Origin of the sequence: Streptomyces sp. SM1, assembly GCF_002910825.1 — a bacterium.
GTDB lineage: Bacteria > Actinomycetota > Actinomycetes > Streptomycetales > Streptomycetaceae > Streptomyces > Streptomyces okerensis.
This window is the reverse complement of sequence record NZ_NEUB01000038.1, coordinates 1-14,255: the sequence shown is the minus strand read 5'-3', so window position 1 is coordinate 14,255 and position 14,255 is coordinate 1. Positions and strand designations below refer to the sequence as shown.

The 14,255-nt window shown below is 71.0% G+C and carries 14 protein-coding genes, 1 pseudogene and 1 riboswitch; of the genes and pseudogenes, 6 read left to right on the top strand and 9 right to left on the bottom strand.

Features of this window, described 5'->3' with window-relative positions; translation table 11 throughout:
- The 4 genes and pseudogenes from B9S61_RS00845 to B9S61_RS00830 all read left to right on the top strand — a co-directional run.
- A pseudogene (locus tag B9S61_RS00845) lies at nt 1–283 on the top strand (hypothetical protein); the annotation flags it as partial.
- A gap of 133 nt (nt 284–416) precedes the next feature.
- Entirely contained in the window at nt 417–824 is a 408-nt protein-coding gene (locus B9S61_RS00840; RefSeq protein WP_103540449.1) for a VOC family protein, read from the top strand.
- A gap of 38 nt (nt 825–862) precedes the next feature.
- On the top strand, nt 863–1,984 hold the full coding sequence (locus B9S61_RS00835) for an LOG family protein (protein ID WP_103540448.1): 1,122 nt from the start codon (nt 863–865) through the stop codon (nt 1,982–1,984).
- Between the two features lie 147 nt (nt 1,985–2,131).
- Nucleotides 2,132–2,833 (top strand): LAETG motif-containing sortase-dependent surface protein, encoded by a 702-nt coding sequence (locus B9S61_RS00830; RefSeq protein WP_374936166.1) that lies wholly within the window; start codon nt 2,132–2,134, stop codon nt 2,831–2,833.
- A gap of 68 nt (nt 2,834–2,901) precedes the next feature.
- On the opposite strand, the gene B9S61_RS00825 is transcribed toward B9S61_RS00830, so the two are convergent.
- The 5 genes from B9S61_RS00825 to rlmN form a co-directional block, all read right to left on the bottom strand.
- Nucleotides 2,902–3,738: a maleylpyruvate isomerase family mycothiol-dependent enzyme gene (locus tag B9S61_RS00825; protein ID WP_103540447.1), complete on the bottom strand. Its 837-nt coding sequence runs from the start codon at nt 3,736–3,738 to the stop codon at nt 2,902–2,904.
- A 24-nt stretch (nt 3,739–3,762) separates the two neighbouring features.
- A complete protein-coding gene (locus B9S61_RS00820; protein ID WP_103540446.1) occupies nt 3,763–4,782 on the bottom strand; it encodes an ABC transporter ATP-binding protein in 1,020 nt (339 codons plus the stop codon).
- Nucleotides 4,783–6,384 carry an iron ABC transporter permease gene (locus tag B9S61_RS00815; RefSeq protein ID WP_103540445.1) on the bottom strand — a complete coding sequence of 534 codons (1,602 nt, stop codon included), beginning with the start codon at nt 6,382–6,384 and terminating at the stop codon, nt 4,783–4,785.
- 47 nt (nt 6,385–6,431) lie between these two features.
- The gene (locus B9S61_RS00810; RefSeq protein ID WP_103540444.1) at nt 6,432–7,517 is read right to left on the bottom strand and encodes a thiamine ABC transporter substrate binding subunit; all 1,086 of its coding nucleotides are present in this window, start codon (nt 7,515–7,517) and stop codon (nt 6,432–6,434) included.
- 80 nt (nt 7,518–7,597) lie between these two features.
- A riboswitch (TPP riboswitch) is annotated at nt 7,598–7,703 on the bottom strand.
- Between the two features lie 35 nt (nt 7,704–7,738).
- Entirely contained in the window at nt 7,739–8,845 is a 1,107-nt protein-coding gene (gene rlmN, locus B9S61_RS00805; RefSeq protein WP_103540451.1) for a 23S rRNA (adenine(2503)-C(2))-methyltransferase RlmN, read from the bottom strand.
- 156 nt (nt 8,846–9,001) lie between these two features.
- Between rlmN and B9S61_RS41920 the strand changes: the two genes are divergently transcribed.
- Both B9S61_RS41920 and B9S61_RS00800 read left to right on the top strand, forming a co-directional pair.
- On the top strand, nt 9,002–9,310 hold the full coding sequence (locus tag B9S61_RS41920; protein ID WP_258039489.1) for a hypothetical protein: 309 nt from the start codon (nt 9,002–9,004) through the stop codon (nt 9,308–9,310).
- A gap of 14 nt (nt 9,311–9,324) precedes the next feature.
- Nucleotides 9,325–10,161, top strand: a complete 837-nt coding sequence (locus B9S61_RS00800) for a PP2C family protein-serine/threonine phosphatase (protein ID WP_258039488.1) — start codon at nt 9,325–9,327, stop codon at nt 10,159–10,161.
- A gap of 216 nt (nt 10,162–10,377) precedes the next feature.
- On the opposite strand, the gene B9S61_RS00795 is transcribed toward B9S61_RS00800, so the two are convergent.
- The 4 genes from B9S61_RS00795 to tsf all read right to left on the bottom strand — a co-directional run bounded on the left by B9S61_RS00795 (nt 10,378) and on the right by tsf (nt 13,977).
- Nucleotides 10,378–11,514 carry a phosphatidate cytidylyltransferase gene (locus B9S61_RS00795; RefSeq protein ID WP_103540443.1) on the bottom strand — a complete coding sequence of 379 codons (1,137 nt, stop codon included), beginning with the start codon at nt 11,512–11,514 and terminating at the stop codon, nt 10,378–10,380.
- On the bottom strand, nt 11,514–12,071 hold the full coding sequence (gene frr / locus B9S61_RS00790; protein WP_103540450.1) for a ribosome recycling factor: 558 nt from the start codon (nt 12,069–12,071) through the stop codon (nt 11,514–11,516). The genes B9S61_RS00795 and frr overlap by 1 nt, the downstream gene beginning before the upstream one ends.
- Before the next feature lie 120 nt (nt 12,072–12,191).
- Nucleotides 12,192–12,950 carry a UMP kinase gene (gene pyrH, locus B9S61_RS00785; RefSeq protein ID WP_103540442.1) on the bottom strand — a complete coding sequence of 253 codons (759 nt, stop codon included), beginning with the start codon at nt 12,948–12,950 and terminating at the stop codon, nt 12,192–12,194.
- 190 nt (nt 12,951–13,140) lie between these two features.
- Entirely contained in the window at nt 13,141–13,977 is an 837-nt protein-coding gene (tsf, locus tag B9S61_RS00780; protein ID WP_103540441.1) for a translation elongation factor Ts, read from the bottom strand.
- Nucleotides 13,978–14,255 lie beyond the last annotated feature (278 nt).

Here is a 14,255-nt window from a genome sequence, read left to right as displayed (position 1 = left end):
GTACGCGATGGCCTCGCTGCACGAGCGCGAGGACGCGTCCTCCGGTCCGCTCGTCGCCCTCGGGCTGCTGCTGGTGGCCGGCTGCACGGTGGCGACCCTGCTGACGGCCGCCGTCGAGTCCCGGCAGGCCCGCGCCGACACCACCGCGGCACTGCGCCTCCTCGGGGCGCCCACCGTGACGCTGCGCAGGGCGGCGGCGCTCCGCGCGGGTGTGCTGCTGGCCCTCTTCGGACCGTTGTCGCTGGTCGTGGCCCAGCTGTCGGCGTGGCCGCTGACCGGCTGAGCGCCGCGCGACGGGGGGCCGCCGAGGGCCGTGCGAGAAGAGCCCGAAAAAGATCTCCGCGGGCCGATGAGTTCCGCGCGGGCCCTCGGTCTACCCCATGAACAGCACGGAACCGAACGGAAGAGGCCCCGCCATGTACCAGCAGATGATCTTCGTGAACCTGCCCGTCGACGACCTCGACGCCTCGAAGAAGTTCTTCACGGAGCTCGGCTACTCCATCAACCCGCAGTTCAGCGACGAGACCGCCGCCTCGGTCGTGATCAGCGACTCGATCATCGCGATGCTGCTGACCAGGCAGAAGTACGCGGAGTTCACGAAGAAGGAGATCGCGGACGCCACGAAGAGCAGCGAGGTGCTGATCGCGCTGAGCGCCGAGAGCCGCGAGAAGGTCGACGAACTGGTGGACAAGGCCCTGGCCGCGGGCGGGTCCACGGCCGGCGAGACCCAGGACCACGGCTTCATGTACGGCCGCTCCTTCGACGACCTCGACGGCCACACCTGGGAGATCGTGTGGATGGACCCGGCCGCCGTGGAGGGCTGACGGACGGTGGGGCCCAGGGCCTGCCCTAGCATGGGCGGGTGCAGACCAGTCCCGCCCATGCCGTCCATCACGGGGATCGCGAGATCGAGACGCTCGAGGAGTTCGACGCCGTCGTCTCCTCGCGCGGCACGCTCTCCGGGTTCCGTGTCCAGGCCGTCGATCTGACCGACCGGACCCGTGAGTTGCTCGGCACGGACACGGCCGAGGCCGTGTTCCTCGGCTGCCGGATGCGCCCGGACGCGGCCGAGAAGCTCCGCACCGACGGGGCGCTCGTCCTGCCGCCCGTCCCCGGCCTGCCCTTCGACCCGTACCGGGGGCATCTCTACACACCCGGCGACCTGTTCGCCTCGCTCGACAAGGGGTACGAGGCGACCCCGGACGCGCTGGCCTACGCCTGGTTCCAGCGGACCGGGGCGAGCGGCGACATCTTCGCCTCCATGCTGCGCGCGGTGCACGACGACTCCATGTCCGACACCCTCGACGAACTGCTGCGCGGCGCGCGGGTCGTGGGCGTGATGGGCGGTCACGCGATGGCCCGCGGCACCGAGGAGTTCCGGGGTGCCGCCCGCCTCGGACGGGCGCTGAGCCACGCCGGCTTCACGGTGGCGACAGGCGGCGGTCCGGGCGCGATGGAGGCCGCGAACCTCGGCGCCTACGCCGCCCCGTACGACGACGACATGCTCGACGAGGCCTGCGAACTCCTGTCGGCCGCGCCGTCGTTCACTCCGTCGATCACCGACTGGGCGCGTACCGCCTTCGAGGTGCGCACCCGCTGGCCGCAGGGCAATCACTCGGTCGGCATCCCCACCTGGTTCTACGGCCACGAGCCGCCGAACGCCTTCGCCTCGCACATCGCGAAGTACTTCGCCAACGCCACCCGCGAGGACGGCCTGCTCGCCCGCTGCAACGCGGGGGTCGTGTTCCTGCCCGGTGCCGCCGGCACGGTGCAGGAGATCTTCGACAACACGACGCCGAACTACTACCGGTCGCGCGGTGAGCCCACGCCCATGGTGCTGGTCGACCGGTCCCACTGGACGGAGAAGCTGCCCGCCTGGCCGCTGCTGCGGTCCCTCGCCCGGGAGCGGCCGATGGAGGCGCGGATCGCCCTCGTGGACCGGATCGAGGAGGCGCCGGAGGCGCTGAAACGCCTGGGCGGTTAATAAGCAGGCAAAACCCGGGCCTGCGATCGGCATATGCGTTGACACTACTTATGGGGCGCTTATAGACCTGGGAGCTTCCAGGGGGTGCTGATGTCCCGTCAACACCCCCTCAACCCTCCGCATTTGCGCATCCCGTAAAGGACAAACGTGGCAGTTCTGTCCATATCACGCCGTACCGTAGCGCGCTCCGTACGCGTCTTCGGTGTCGCCTCCGCGTCCGCCGCCCTCGCGCTCGGCGTCGCCGGCACCGCGGCGGCGTGCAACATCAACGAGTTCTCGGCCGAGGCCACGTGCGATGGTGACAACGGTGTCATCACCGTGACCGACGTCGACCCGGCCGGTGTCCCCGCGACCGTCACCGTGTTCCTGCAGAACAACGGCGCCGACATCGAGAAGATCGGCGAGCAGGTGGTCAAGGGCACCCGTGAGGGCACCACCATCACCTTCGAGGAGGAGTGGAAGCCGAACGCCGAGTACCGCATCCACGTCAAGGCGAAGCCCTACGTCGACGAGGACATCAAGCCGAACCTGACCACCCCGGCGACGGCCTGCGGGACGGACGAGGAGCCCCCGGCCCAGGAGGAGCCCGAGCCGTCTGCGTCGGAGCCCTCCTCGCCCCCGGCCGAGGAGCCCGGCGCGCCGGCCCCGTCCCCGTCGGAGAGCGACAGCACCCCTCCGGCGGACACCTCGAGCAACGCGCCGTCCCCGGCCGGTGAGTCGAACCTCGCCGAGACCGGTGCCGACTCCCACACCGGACTGATCGCCGGCATCGCGGCCGCTCTCGTCGCGGTCGGCGGTGGCGCGGTCTTCTTCGGCATGCGCCGCCGGGGGACCAACAGCGAGCGCTGACGTCTCACGCACACACGGGTGGCCCGCTCCCTGTTCAGGGGGGCGGGCCACTTCCGTGACCCGGCCGCTCAGCCGAACGTCGCCCGCTCCAGCCAGAGTTCCAGCGCCTCCCGCTCACCGAGCACCTCCAGCTCCGGCCCGTCCAGCGGCAGCCGGCGGTAGAAGGCGAGGAGCACGGAGGTGATCGGGCCACGCAGCACGACGGTGGCCCTCTCGTGGCCGCGGCGCCAGGAGACACCGTCCTCGGTGAGTTCGATCAACCTCCCCCACCCTCCGGCCGGGGGGACCTCCGTCTCGCCTCGCCCGGCGTTCACCTCCGCACCGATGTCCGTGGCGTGCAGCTGGATCGTCCGCCGGGGCCCGCGCAGTTCATGGACCGTGTCCTCCGGCAGCGTCCGCTGTGCCCACTCCACGATCTCCAGCCACTCGTCGACGGCGTCACCGGCGGCATCGGGGGCGACCTCGAGGGGCAGCCCGGCGGCGAGGGCCGCGTCCGCACAGTGGACGATCAGCTCGTGCGTCGTACGGCGGGCCCAGAACCCGGCGTCGCAGATCCCCGCCCAGCTCCACACCGTCGCGTCCGGCCCGGCGTCCCGCAGCGCCCCGACGACCAGCTCGCCGCACTCCGCCAGCCACGCGTCCAGCGCACCACGGTCGCCGCGGACCGCGGGCCCTTCGAATCCCGGCACCCGCTCCTCGGGGATCTCGTCCTCCGCCTTGGTGCGCACCATCAGCGCGGCCCAGCGCAGGGAGCCGCCGACATGCCGTACGAGCTGCTCCAGGGACCAGTCGGGGGTGGTGGGCACCGTGCCGGACAGATCGGCGCCGGATGTCACGACGGTCCTCAACTGCGCCACCTGTCGCTCGATCTCCCGGCAGTAGCGGTCGTGCGTGAGTCGGGTCATGCCGCACACCCCAGAAGGACGCGCTCACCCCAGCACGGCGATTTCCGCGGCGTCGAACTCCACGCCCACCTCGTCCCCGACCCCGGGCGCGGCCCTGAGCGCGCAGGCCGCCTCCAGGCGGGGCGCGTCGTCGGGCTGGAGACGGACGGCGACATGGGTGCCCCGGAAGGTGCGCGCGGCCACCGTGCAGCGCAGACCCTCGTCGGCCGGGACCAGACGGACACCGGCCGGCCGGACGAGCAGGGTGCGCGTGCCCTGCGGGGCGCCGTCCGGCACGGGGACCTTGCCCCAGGGGGTCACGGCGATCCCGTCCGCCACCGTCGCCCCGACGACGTTCTCGAAGCCGAGGAAGCGCGCCACGAACGCGTCGGCCGGCCGCTGCCACACCTCGAGCGGCGTACCGGACTGGGCGATCCGCCCGTCCCGCATCACCACCACCCGGTCGGCCAGGGCGAACGCCTCGCCCTGGTCGTGGGTGACCGCGAGCACCGTGGTGCCCAGCCTGCCGAACAGCTCCCGCAGTTCGACGACGAGGCGTTCCCTGAGCGATCGGTCGAGCTGGCCCAGCGGCTCGTCGAGCATGAGCAGCCGGGGGCTGGGGGCGAGGGCGCGGGCCAGCGCGACCCGCTGCTGCTCACCGCCGGACAGCGCGGCGACGGCCCGTCCGGCCGCCCCCGGCAGCCCCACCAGGTCCAGCAACTCCCGTACGCGCTGCGCCTGTTCACCGCGTGACGCGCCGTGCATCCGCAGCCCGAAGGCCACGTTGCCGCCCACGTCCCGCTGCGGGAACAGCTGATGGTCCTGGAACATCAGCCCGACCCCGCGCTTGTGCGCGGGCACGCCCGACTGGTCCCGTCCGTCGAGCCGGATCCGCCCGGAGTCGAGGGGCTGCAGCCCGGCGACCGCCCGCAGCAGCGTCGACTTGCCGCTGCCGCTGGGCCCGAGCACGCACACGGTCTCCTGCTCGGCGACCCCCAGACCGACGGCGTCCAGCACGGCCCGCCCGCCGAAGCGGACCGTCGCGGCCTCAAGGCTCAGCAGCATCTAGAACTCCCCGGTTCTGTCGGTCCGCAGCCGCTCCAGTACGAGCAGCGCCACCGCGCACACGATCATCAGAATCGTCGACAGGGCCATCGCCTGGCCGTAGTTGAGTTCTCCGGGCCGCCCCAGCAGCCGCGCCACGGCCACCGGCAGGGTCGGGTTCTCCGGCCGCGCGATGAACACCGTCGCCCCGAACTCCCCGAGCGACACGGCGAAGGCGAACCCGGCCGCGATCAGCAGCGCCCGCCGCACCAGCGGCAGGTCCACTTCCCGCCACGCCCGCCACGGCGACGCCCCGAGCACCGCCGCCGCCTCTCGCAGCCGTACGTCCACGGCCCGCAGCACGGGCAGCATGGTCCGTACGACGAAGGGGACACCGACCAGTGCCTGGGCGAGCGGGACCAGGATCCAGGAGGCCCTGAGGTCCAGCGGCGGCTCGTCGAGGGCGATCAGGAAACCGAAGCCCACGGTCACCGCCGACACCCCGAGCGGCAGCATCAGCAGCGCGTCGAACCCGCGCACCAGCCGCCCCGCGTCCCGCCGGGTCAGCGCGACGGCGGCGAGACCGCCGATCACCACGGCGATGGCGGTGGCGGCGACGGCGTACTGAAGCGAGTTGCCGACCGCCTCGATGGGCGCGACGAGGAACACTCCCCCGTCGTCCTCGGTCAGCGCCCGGTAGTAGCCGAGGCCCGCGTCGCCGAAGGACCGTTCCACCAGTACCGCGAGGGGCAGCATGATCAGCACGGCGACGGTGGCGACGACTCCGCCGAGCAGCGCCCACTGCCCCGCGCCGCGCGGGCGCCTCGCGGTCACCGTGGCGTCCACCAGCCGCAGCGCGGTCTCCCGGCGCCGTACGGTCCAGGCGTGCAGGGCGAGGACCGAGCCCACCGCGACGAACTGGATCATCGTCAGGACGGCGGCCGTGGACAGGTCGAAGATCTCGGAGGTCTGCCGGTAGATCTCCACCTCGAGGGTGGAGAAGGCGGGCCCGCCCAGGATCTGCACCACGCCGAAGGAGGTGAAGGTGAACAGGAAGACCATCAGCGCGGCGGCGGCCACGGCCGGCGCGAGCGCGGGCAGGGTGACGGACCGCCAGGCCGCGAACCGCGAGGCGCCGAGCATCCGCGCGGCCTCCTCCTGCCGCGGGTCGAGCTGGGACCACAGTCCGCCCACGGTGCGTACGACCACGGCGTAGTTGAAGAAGACGTGCGCGAGCAGGATCGCCCACACCGTGGTGTCCAGCCGTACGCCCCAGAGTTCGTCGAGCAGGCCACCGCGCCCGGCCAGCGCCATGAACGCCGTACCGACGACGACCGTCGGCAGCACGAACGGCACGGTGACCACGGCCCGCAGCACCTGCTTGCCGGGGAAGTCGAAGCGGGCGAAGACGTACGCGCCGGGCAGGGCGATCAGCAGGGTGAGGGCGGTGGAGGCCAGCGCCTGCCAGGTGGTGAACCACAGCACCTGCCGGACGTCGGACTGCGCCAGTACGTCCCCGATCCGCCCGAACTGCCAGATCCCGTCGGGCTTCAGTCCGCGCGCGACGATCGCGGCGACGGGATAGGCGAAGAACACGGCGAAGAACGCGACCGGCACGGCCATCAGGCCGAGCCGCGCCGCGCTCCCGCGCCGCTTCGCCGCGGCTCGCGTCACCTCAGTACGAGCGAGGTCCACGACTTGACCCACTGGTCACGGTTGGCGGCGATCTTCTCCGGATCCATGGTCGCCGGGTCCTTCGCCTGCGGCCCGAACTTCACGAACTCCTCGGGCACCTGGGCGCCCTCCCGCACCGGATACACGAACATGTTGAGCGGCATGTCGTCCTGGAACGTCTTGCTGATCAAAAAGTCCAGCAGCGCCTTGCCGCCCTCGGGGTTCTTCGCGTTGCTCAGCAGCCCCGCGTACTCGACCTGGCGGAAGCAGGTGTCCTCGGCGACGCCGGTGGGCGCGGTCTCCGGCCTCGGGTCGGCGTAGATGACCTCGGCCGGCGGCGAGGAGGCGTACGACACCACCAGCGGCCGGTCGGCCTTGGCCTTCTTGCCGCCGGCCGAGCCGGAGAACTCCTCGTTGTACGCCTGCTCCCAGCCGTCGACCACCTTCACGCCGTTGGCCTTGAGCTTCTTCCAGTAGTCCTGCCAGCCCTCGTCGCCGTACTTCGCGGCCGTGCCCAGCAGGAAGCCCAGGCCGGGCGAGGAGGTGGAGGCGTTCTCGACGACGAGGAGGTCCTTGTACTCCGGCTTGATCAGGTCGTCGAGGGTCTTCGGCGGGTTCAGGTCGTGCTCGCTGAACCATGCCTTGTCATAGTTGACGCAGACGTCACCGCTGTCGACCGGGGTGACCCGGTGCTTGTCCTGGTCCACGAGGTACTCGTCGAGGACGAGATCGGAGCCCTTCGCCTCGTACGGCTGGAACAGCCCGTTGTCGAGGGCGCGGGAGAGCAGGGTGTTGTCGACGCCGAAGAAGACGTCGCCCTGGGGGTTGTCCTTGGTCAGGATCGCCTTGTTCACGGCCTGCCCGGCGTCGCCGTCCTCGAGGACCTTGAGCTCGTAGCCGGACTGCTCCTCGAAGGCGGCGACGACGTCCTTCGACACGGCCCACGAGTTGTGGCTGACGAGGGTCACGGTCTTGGACCCGCCGCCGCTGCCACCGCCGTCCCCGTCGGACGACCCGCACGCGGACAGCGTGACCAGTCCCAGCCCGACGGCCAGGGCGGTGACCTTCTTGGTGATACCCACTTGATTCCTCCTGGAGTGACCAGGAAGAGACGCGGCCCTGCCCGGGACGTCCGGATGACGTCCCGGGCAGGGCGCAACAGCTCGAGTGATGACCGATCTCCCTACCCAGAATGACCTGGGCCAGGTTCGGAGGGTCTGCGGCCGGTGCCGCACTCTCAGCGCTGTGGCGCTCCCCTGTCGGAATATGAAGATGTATTCAACTGTGGCGTACCCGGGTCACCCTACCGCTCGCTCGCGGCGAGCTGGCCGCACGCCCCGTCGATCTCCTGCCCACGGGTGTCCCGGATCGTCACCGGCACACCGTGCGCGGCGATGGCCTCCATGAACGCCTTCTCGTCCTCGGGGCGGGAGGCGGTCCACTTGGAGCCGGGCGTGGGGTTGAGCGGGATGAGGTTGACGTGCACGGGACGGCCCTTGAGCATCCGCCCGAGACGGTCACCGCGCCAGGCCTGGTCGTTGATGTCCCGGATGAGCGCGTACTCGATGGACAGCCGCCGCCCGGACGTGGCCGCGTACTCGAACCCGGCGTCGAGCACCTCGCGCACCTTCCACCGCGTGTTCACGGGGACGAGGGTGTCGCGCAGCTCGTCGTCGGGGGCGTGCAGCGAGATGGCGAGCCGGCACTTGAAGCCCTCGCCGGTGAACCGGTGGATCGCCGGCACGAGCCCGACGGTGGACACGGTGATCCCGCGCTGCGACAGCCCGAGCCCGTCCGGCTCGGGGTCGGTGAGGCGGCGGATGGCCCCGACGACCCGGTTGTAGTTGGCGAGCGGCTCACCCATGCCCATGAACACGATGTTGCTGAGCCGCGCCGGGCCGCCCGGCACCTCGCCGTCCCGCAGCGCCCGCATCCCGTCCACGATCTGGTGGACGATCTCGGCGGTCGACAGATTGCGGTCCAGCCCGGCCTGCCCGGTCGCGCAGAACGGGCAGTTCATGCCGCAGCCCGCCTGGGAGCTGATGCACATGGTCACCCGGTCCGGGTACCGCATCAGCACCGACTCGACGAGCGTCCCGTCGAACAGCTTCCACAGCGTCTTACGGGTGGTGCCCTGGTCGGTGGACAGATGCCGCACGACCGTCATCAGCTCCGGAAGCAGCGCCTCCTGGAGTCTGCCGCGCGAGCCGGCCGGGATGTCGGTCCACTGCTCCGGCTCGTGCGCGTACCGCGCGAAGTAGTGCTGCGAGAGCTGCTTGGCGCGAAACGGCTTCTCACCGGCCGCGGCGACCGCCTCCTTGCGCTCGGCGGGCGTGAGATCGGCAAGGTGCCGCGGCGGCTTCTTCGCTCCGCGCGGCGCTACGAATGTGAGTTCTCCGGGCTTAGGCATGGCCTTCCCAGTGTCGCAGACACGCGCGGAGGTCATCTCCACTCCCGGGCGCTTCCGTACCCGTCCCCGCCCCGGCCGCGTGGCGATCGGGGCAGACTCGTCCCGTATATACACATATCGCCTTGAAGTTCTCGGTGGGCGAGGTCGGTTCCGGAGGTGATCGATGTGCGGGCCATCACCACCAGGGCACTGGCGTCCGGCGCCCTGCGGCATCCCGCGATCCAGGTGGCGGCCTTCTGCCTGCTGCCGTTGGTCCTGCTGCTGGTGGACCTGGTGGCGGGACAGGATGTGCGCCTCGGTCCGCTGATGGTGGCCGGCCCGACCTTCGCCGCGATCTTCTGCACACCCGTGTGCGTCCTCGTGGTGCTCGCCGTGGCGTTCCCCTGCGCGGTGACGGCCGCCGCGGCGAACCAGCAGACGGACACACGGCGAACTTCCCGGTCCAGATCATCACCCTGTCGCTGATCAGCGCGGCGTCCGTGGCGGCCGGCGCCGTGCGGGTGCGCGGTGAGCGCCGGCTGGCCGCCTCCCGCTGGGTGGCCGAGGTCACCCAACGGGTGCTGCTGCACCCGCTCCCCGCCCGGGCCGGCCCCTTCGGCGTGGCCTCGCTGTACCTGGCGGCGGACGAGGAGGCCGCCGTGGGCGGTGATCTCTACGCCCTCACCCGGTCCGGGCACACCACGCGGGTGCTCATCGGGGACGTCCAGGGCAAGGGGCTGGCCTCCCTGGAGATCGTCGGGTGCGTGCTGAACGGCTTCCGGTGGACGGCGCGGCACGACATCCCCCTGCTCGAGACGGCGGGTGAGATCGAGGCGGCGTTCCGCCAGGAGGTCCGGGAGCAGTCCGCCGGTACCGGTCCGCGCGACGGACCGGCCGACCGGTTCACGGCCGAGTCGTTCGTCACCGCCGTGGTGGTCGAGCTGGCCGACGACGGCCGTATGCGTCTGGTGAACCTCGGCCATCCGCCGCCCCTGCTGCTCCACAGGGGCACCGTCACGGCTCTCGGACCGACCGTTCCGGCCCCGCCCCTGGGCCTGGGCGACCTGAACGCCGACGGCCCGGTCGTGGACACCGCCGCCATGCCGCCCGGGTCCACGCTGCTGCTGTACACCGACGGGGTGACCGAGGCCCGCGACGGAGCAGGGGCCTTCTATCCACTCGCCGAGCGGGTGCGGCGCTGGACGGAGAAGGAACCGGAGGCGCTGCTGAGCACGCTCCACGCGGACCTGCGGCGGTACTCGGGGGCCCGGCTCGAGGATGACGTCGCCATGGTGGCGCTGCGCCGGCCGGGCGTCGTCGGCCCCGGGGAACACTGACGGCCGGTGTCCGGCCGCGGGGACCGGCCCCACGAGCCGGTGTGCGTCCGCCGGGAGGGACTACCCGGGTGACAGGCCCGGTCCGGGGCGGTGGTCATCTCGGTGCGGGCGCGACGGGCGCGAGCGCATCCCGTCGGGATCCGTCCCGACGGGATGCGGTGAACAGGCAGGTCCGCCGGCACGGGACGGCCCTGCCGTGCCGGCGTGGTGAGCGGGTCAGGCCGGCCCCACGAAGATGACCAGCAGCAGCCACACCACCGGCGCCGTGGGCAGCAACGAGTCGAGCCGGTCCATGATGCCGCCGTGACCGGGGAGCAGGGTGCCCATGTCCTTGATGCCGAGATCGCGTTTGATCATCGACTCGCCGAGGTCGCCCAGGGTGGCGCTGGCGGCGACGGCGAGGCCGAGCAGCAGGCCCTGCCACCAGCTGCCGTCGTCGATCAGGAACTGCATGCACAGCGCGCCCGCCACCATCGCGAAGCCGATCGCGCCCAGCAGGCCCTCGCGGGTCTTGCCGGGGCTGATCCTGGGGGCGAGCTTGTGCGTGCCGAAGCGCCAGCCCACGGCGTACGCACCCGTGTCGCTGACCACGGTGAGCAGGAGGAAGACGAGGACGCGCCAGGCGCCGTCCTCGGCGGTGAGCATCATCGCGACGAAGGTCGCGAGGAACGGGACGTAGAACACCGCGAAGACGCCCGCCGTGACATCCCTGAGGTAACCCTCGGGCGGCGCCGTCATACGCCAGACGAGTACCGCCAGCGTGGTGAGCGCCATGGCGACCCACGCGCCCTCGGCCCCCCGCGCGTACCCGGCGACGACCATGGCCGCGCCACCGAGCGCCAGCGGGACGAGGGGCACCTTGATGCCCTTGCGCTCCTCGAGCCGGCTGGTCAGCTCCCACAGGCCCACCACGACGGCGACGGCGACCACGCCGACGAAGGCGGCCTTGACGACGAACAGCGAGGCGACGATCACCGCCCCCAGGCCGACGCCGACGCCTATCGCGGAACCGAGGTCGCGCCCTGCGGTCTTCTTCTGCGGGGCGGGCGCCGGCTGCGGGGCGTGGGGCATGGGCTCCGGATTCTGCGACACCTCCCCGGGATGGGGCCGTGCCTGCGGCATCTCGTCTCGGAACAGGGGGCCGCTCAGCCGAGCGGCCCCCTGTTCCACATCCTGGTCTCCGCCGTGTTCGGGTACGTCGGGCACGACGGGCATGGGGCGAGTCTGCTGCGCGTAGTGCGCATCGTACGCGGGACCCGCCTGGGCGGCTCCCTGGCCGGGCGCATGGCCGGGCACATGGTCGGGCGGGCCCCAGTACCCGGTCTGCGGCGCCCTCCAGGAAGAGTCGTTCATCAGACCTCGAGCAACTCGGCTTCCTTGTGCTTCAGGAGCTCGTCCACCTGGGCGACGTACTTCGCGGTGGTGTCGTCGAGCTCCTTCTCCGCACGGCGGCCCTCGTCCTCGCCGACCTCGCCGTCCTTGATCATCTTGTCGATGGTCTCCTTGGCCTTGCGGCGCACGGAGCGGATCGAGATCTTGGCGTCCTCACCCTTGCTCTTCGCGACCTTGATGTAGTCGCGACGGCGCTCCTCGGTCAGCTCGGGGAACACCACCCGGATGATGTTGCCGTCGTTGCTCGGGTTGACGCCCAGGTCGGAGTCGCGGATCGCCTGCTCGATGTTGCGCAGCGCGGTCTTGTCGAACGGCGTCACCACGGCCATGCGCGGCTCGGGCACGGAGAACGAGGCCAGCTGGTTGATCGGCGTCGGCGCGCCGTAGTAGTCGGCCACGATCTTGTTGAACATCGCCGGGTGCGCACGGCCGGTGCGGATCGCGGCGAAGTCCTCCTTGGCGACCACGACGGCCTTCTCCATCTTCTCCTCGGCCTCGAGGAGGGTCTCTTCGATCACCACTTGCTCCTGCGTGTCTTGAGTAGGCCCGGCTGCGGTTCCTCTTCGGGGCGGCGGCCGGCTGCGTCGCGTCTTCTTCCTGCACGGTTCCCGACCGGCAGGACATTGTCCATCCCCCGGTCAGTTGCGCCCGGCTTGGTCACCCACCAGCGTGCCGATCTTCTCACCCTTGACGGCGCGGGCGATGTTGCCCTCCTTCAGAAGCTCGAAGACGACGATCGGCAGGCTGTTGTCCCGGCACAGGGTGACGGCCGTGGCGTCGGCGACCTTCAGGTCCCGGGTGATGACCTCGCCGTAGCCGAGCGCGTCGAACTTCACGGCGTCGGGGTTGGTCTTCGGGTCCGAGTCGTAGACCCCGTCCACGCCGTTCTTGCCCATGAGCAGCGCCTCGGCGTCGATCTCCAGGGCGCGCTGCGCGGCGGTGGTGTCGGTGGAGAAGTACGGCATCCCCATGCCGGCGCCGAAGATGACCACGCGGCCCTTCTCCAGGTGCCGCACCGCGCGCAGCGGGATGTAGGGCTCGGCGACCTGCCCCATGGTGATGGCGGTCTGCACGCGGCAGTCGACGCCCTCCTTCTCCAGGAAGTCCTGGAGGGCGAGGCAGTTCATCACGGTGCCGAGCATGCCCATGTAGTCGGAGCGGGCGCGGTCCATGCCGCGCACCTGGAGCTCGGCGCCGCGGAAGAAGTTGCCGCCGCCGATGACGATCGCGATCTCCGCGCCGTCCCGGACGACGGCGGCGATCTCACGCGCGATGGCGTGCACCACGTCGGGGTCGACGCCCAGGCCGCCGCCACCGGAGAAGGCTTCTCCGGACAGCTTCAGCATGAACCGGCCGCGTACTTTGCCGTCGTCGCTCTTCTCAGCCTTGGTGGTCATCGGGGATCCCGCCTCTTTCGCGTGTTGCACATACGAAGAAGGCCATTGCCGGTGGGGCGGTGTTCGCATCCCATGCGGCAATGGCCTCCTTGTCAGATCTGCTGTCGTCCGGCACGCGCGCGTGTGCGGACGCGTGTCCGAACGACTGCTGTCGACCCTATCGGGGTCGCGCGCCCGTCGCGGTACGGACTCAGATGCCGACCTTGATGCGCGTGAAGCGCTTCAGGGTGACACCGGCCTCGTCCAGGATCTTCTGGACGGACTTCTTGTTGTCCAGCGCGTAGGGCTGGCCGAGCAGGGTGGCGTCCTTGAAGAAGCCGTTCAGACGACCCTCGACGATCTTGGAGATCGCGGCCTCGGGCTTGCCCTCGGCGCGGGTGGTCTCCTCGGCGATGCGGCGCTCGGACTCGACGACCTCGGCCGGCACGTCCTCCTTGGCGAGGTACTTCGGCGCGAAGGCGGCGATGTGCTGGGCGATGCCCTTGGCGACCTCGGCGTTGGGCTTGTCGAGCTCGACGAGCACACCGATCTGCGGGGGCAGGTCGGGCATCGTGCGGTGCATGTACGCGGTGACGTAGCCGTCGGCGTACTGCGCGAAGCGATCCAGGACGATCTTCTCGCCCAGGTTGGCGTTGGCCTCGTCCACGAACGCCTGGACGGTCTTGCCGGCCTCGATCTCGGAGGCGAGCAGCGCCTCGAGGTCGGCCGGGGCGCTCTTGGTGATGTGCTCGGCGATGGCGGTGGCCGCGGCCTGGAACTTCTCGCCCTTGGCGACGAAGTCCGTCTCGCACTTCAGCTCGACGAGGACACCGGAGGAGTTGTCGCCGGCGATGATCGAGACCACGGCGCCGTTCTCGGCGGAGCGGCCCTCGCGCTTGGCGACACCCTTCTGGCCCTTGATACGGAGCGCCTCGACGGCCTTGTCGACGTTGCCGTCGGCCTCGTCCAGCGCCTTCTTGCAGTCCATCATGCCGGCGCCGGTGAGCTCCCGGAGCTTCTTGACGTCGGCGGCGGTGTAGTTCGCCATGAGTCTGTGAATCTTTCTCGAAGTCTGGAGGTTCTCAGATCCGCGGGGTCAGGGACCGCACTGGAGCAGGTCCCCGGCGCGCCGCCGACCTACGGGTGAACGGCGGGAGCGGTTCCCGTGTCACCGCTCCCGCCGTCAACGGCTCTGACGGGGTCAGGCCTGCTCGGCCTCGGCGGCGGGGGCCTCGGTGGGCTTCTCGGCCTCGGCGGCGGGGGCCTCGGCCGGCTTCTCCGCCTCGGCGGCGGGGGCCTCGGCCGGCTTGTCGGCCTCGGCGGCGG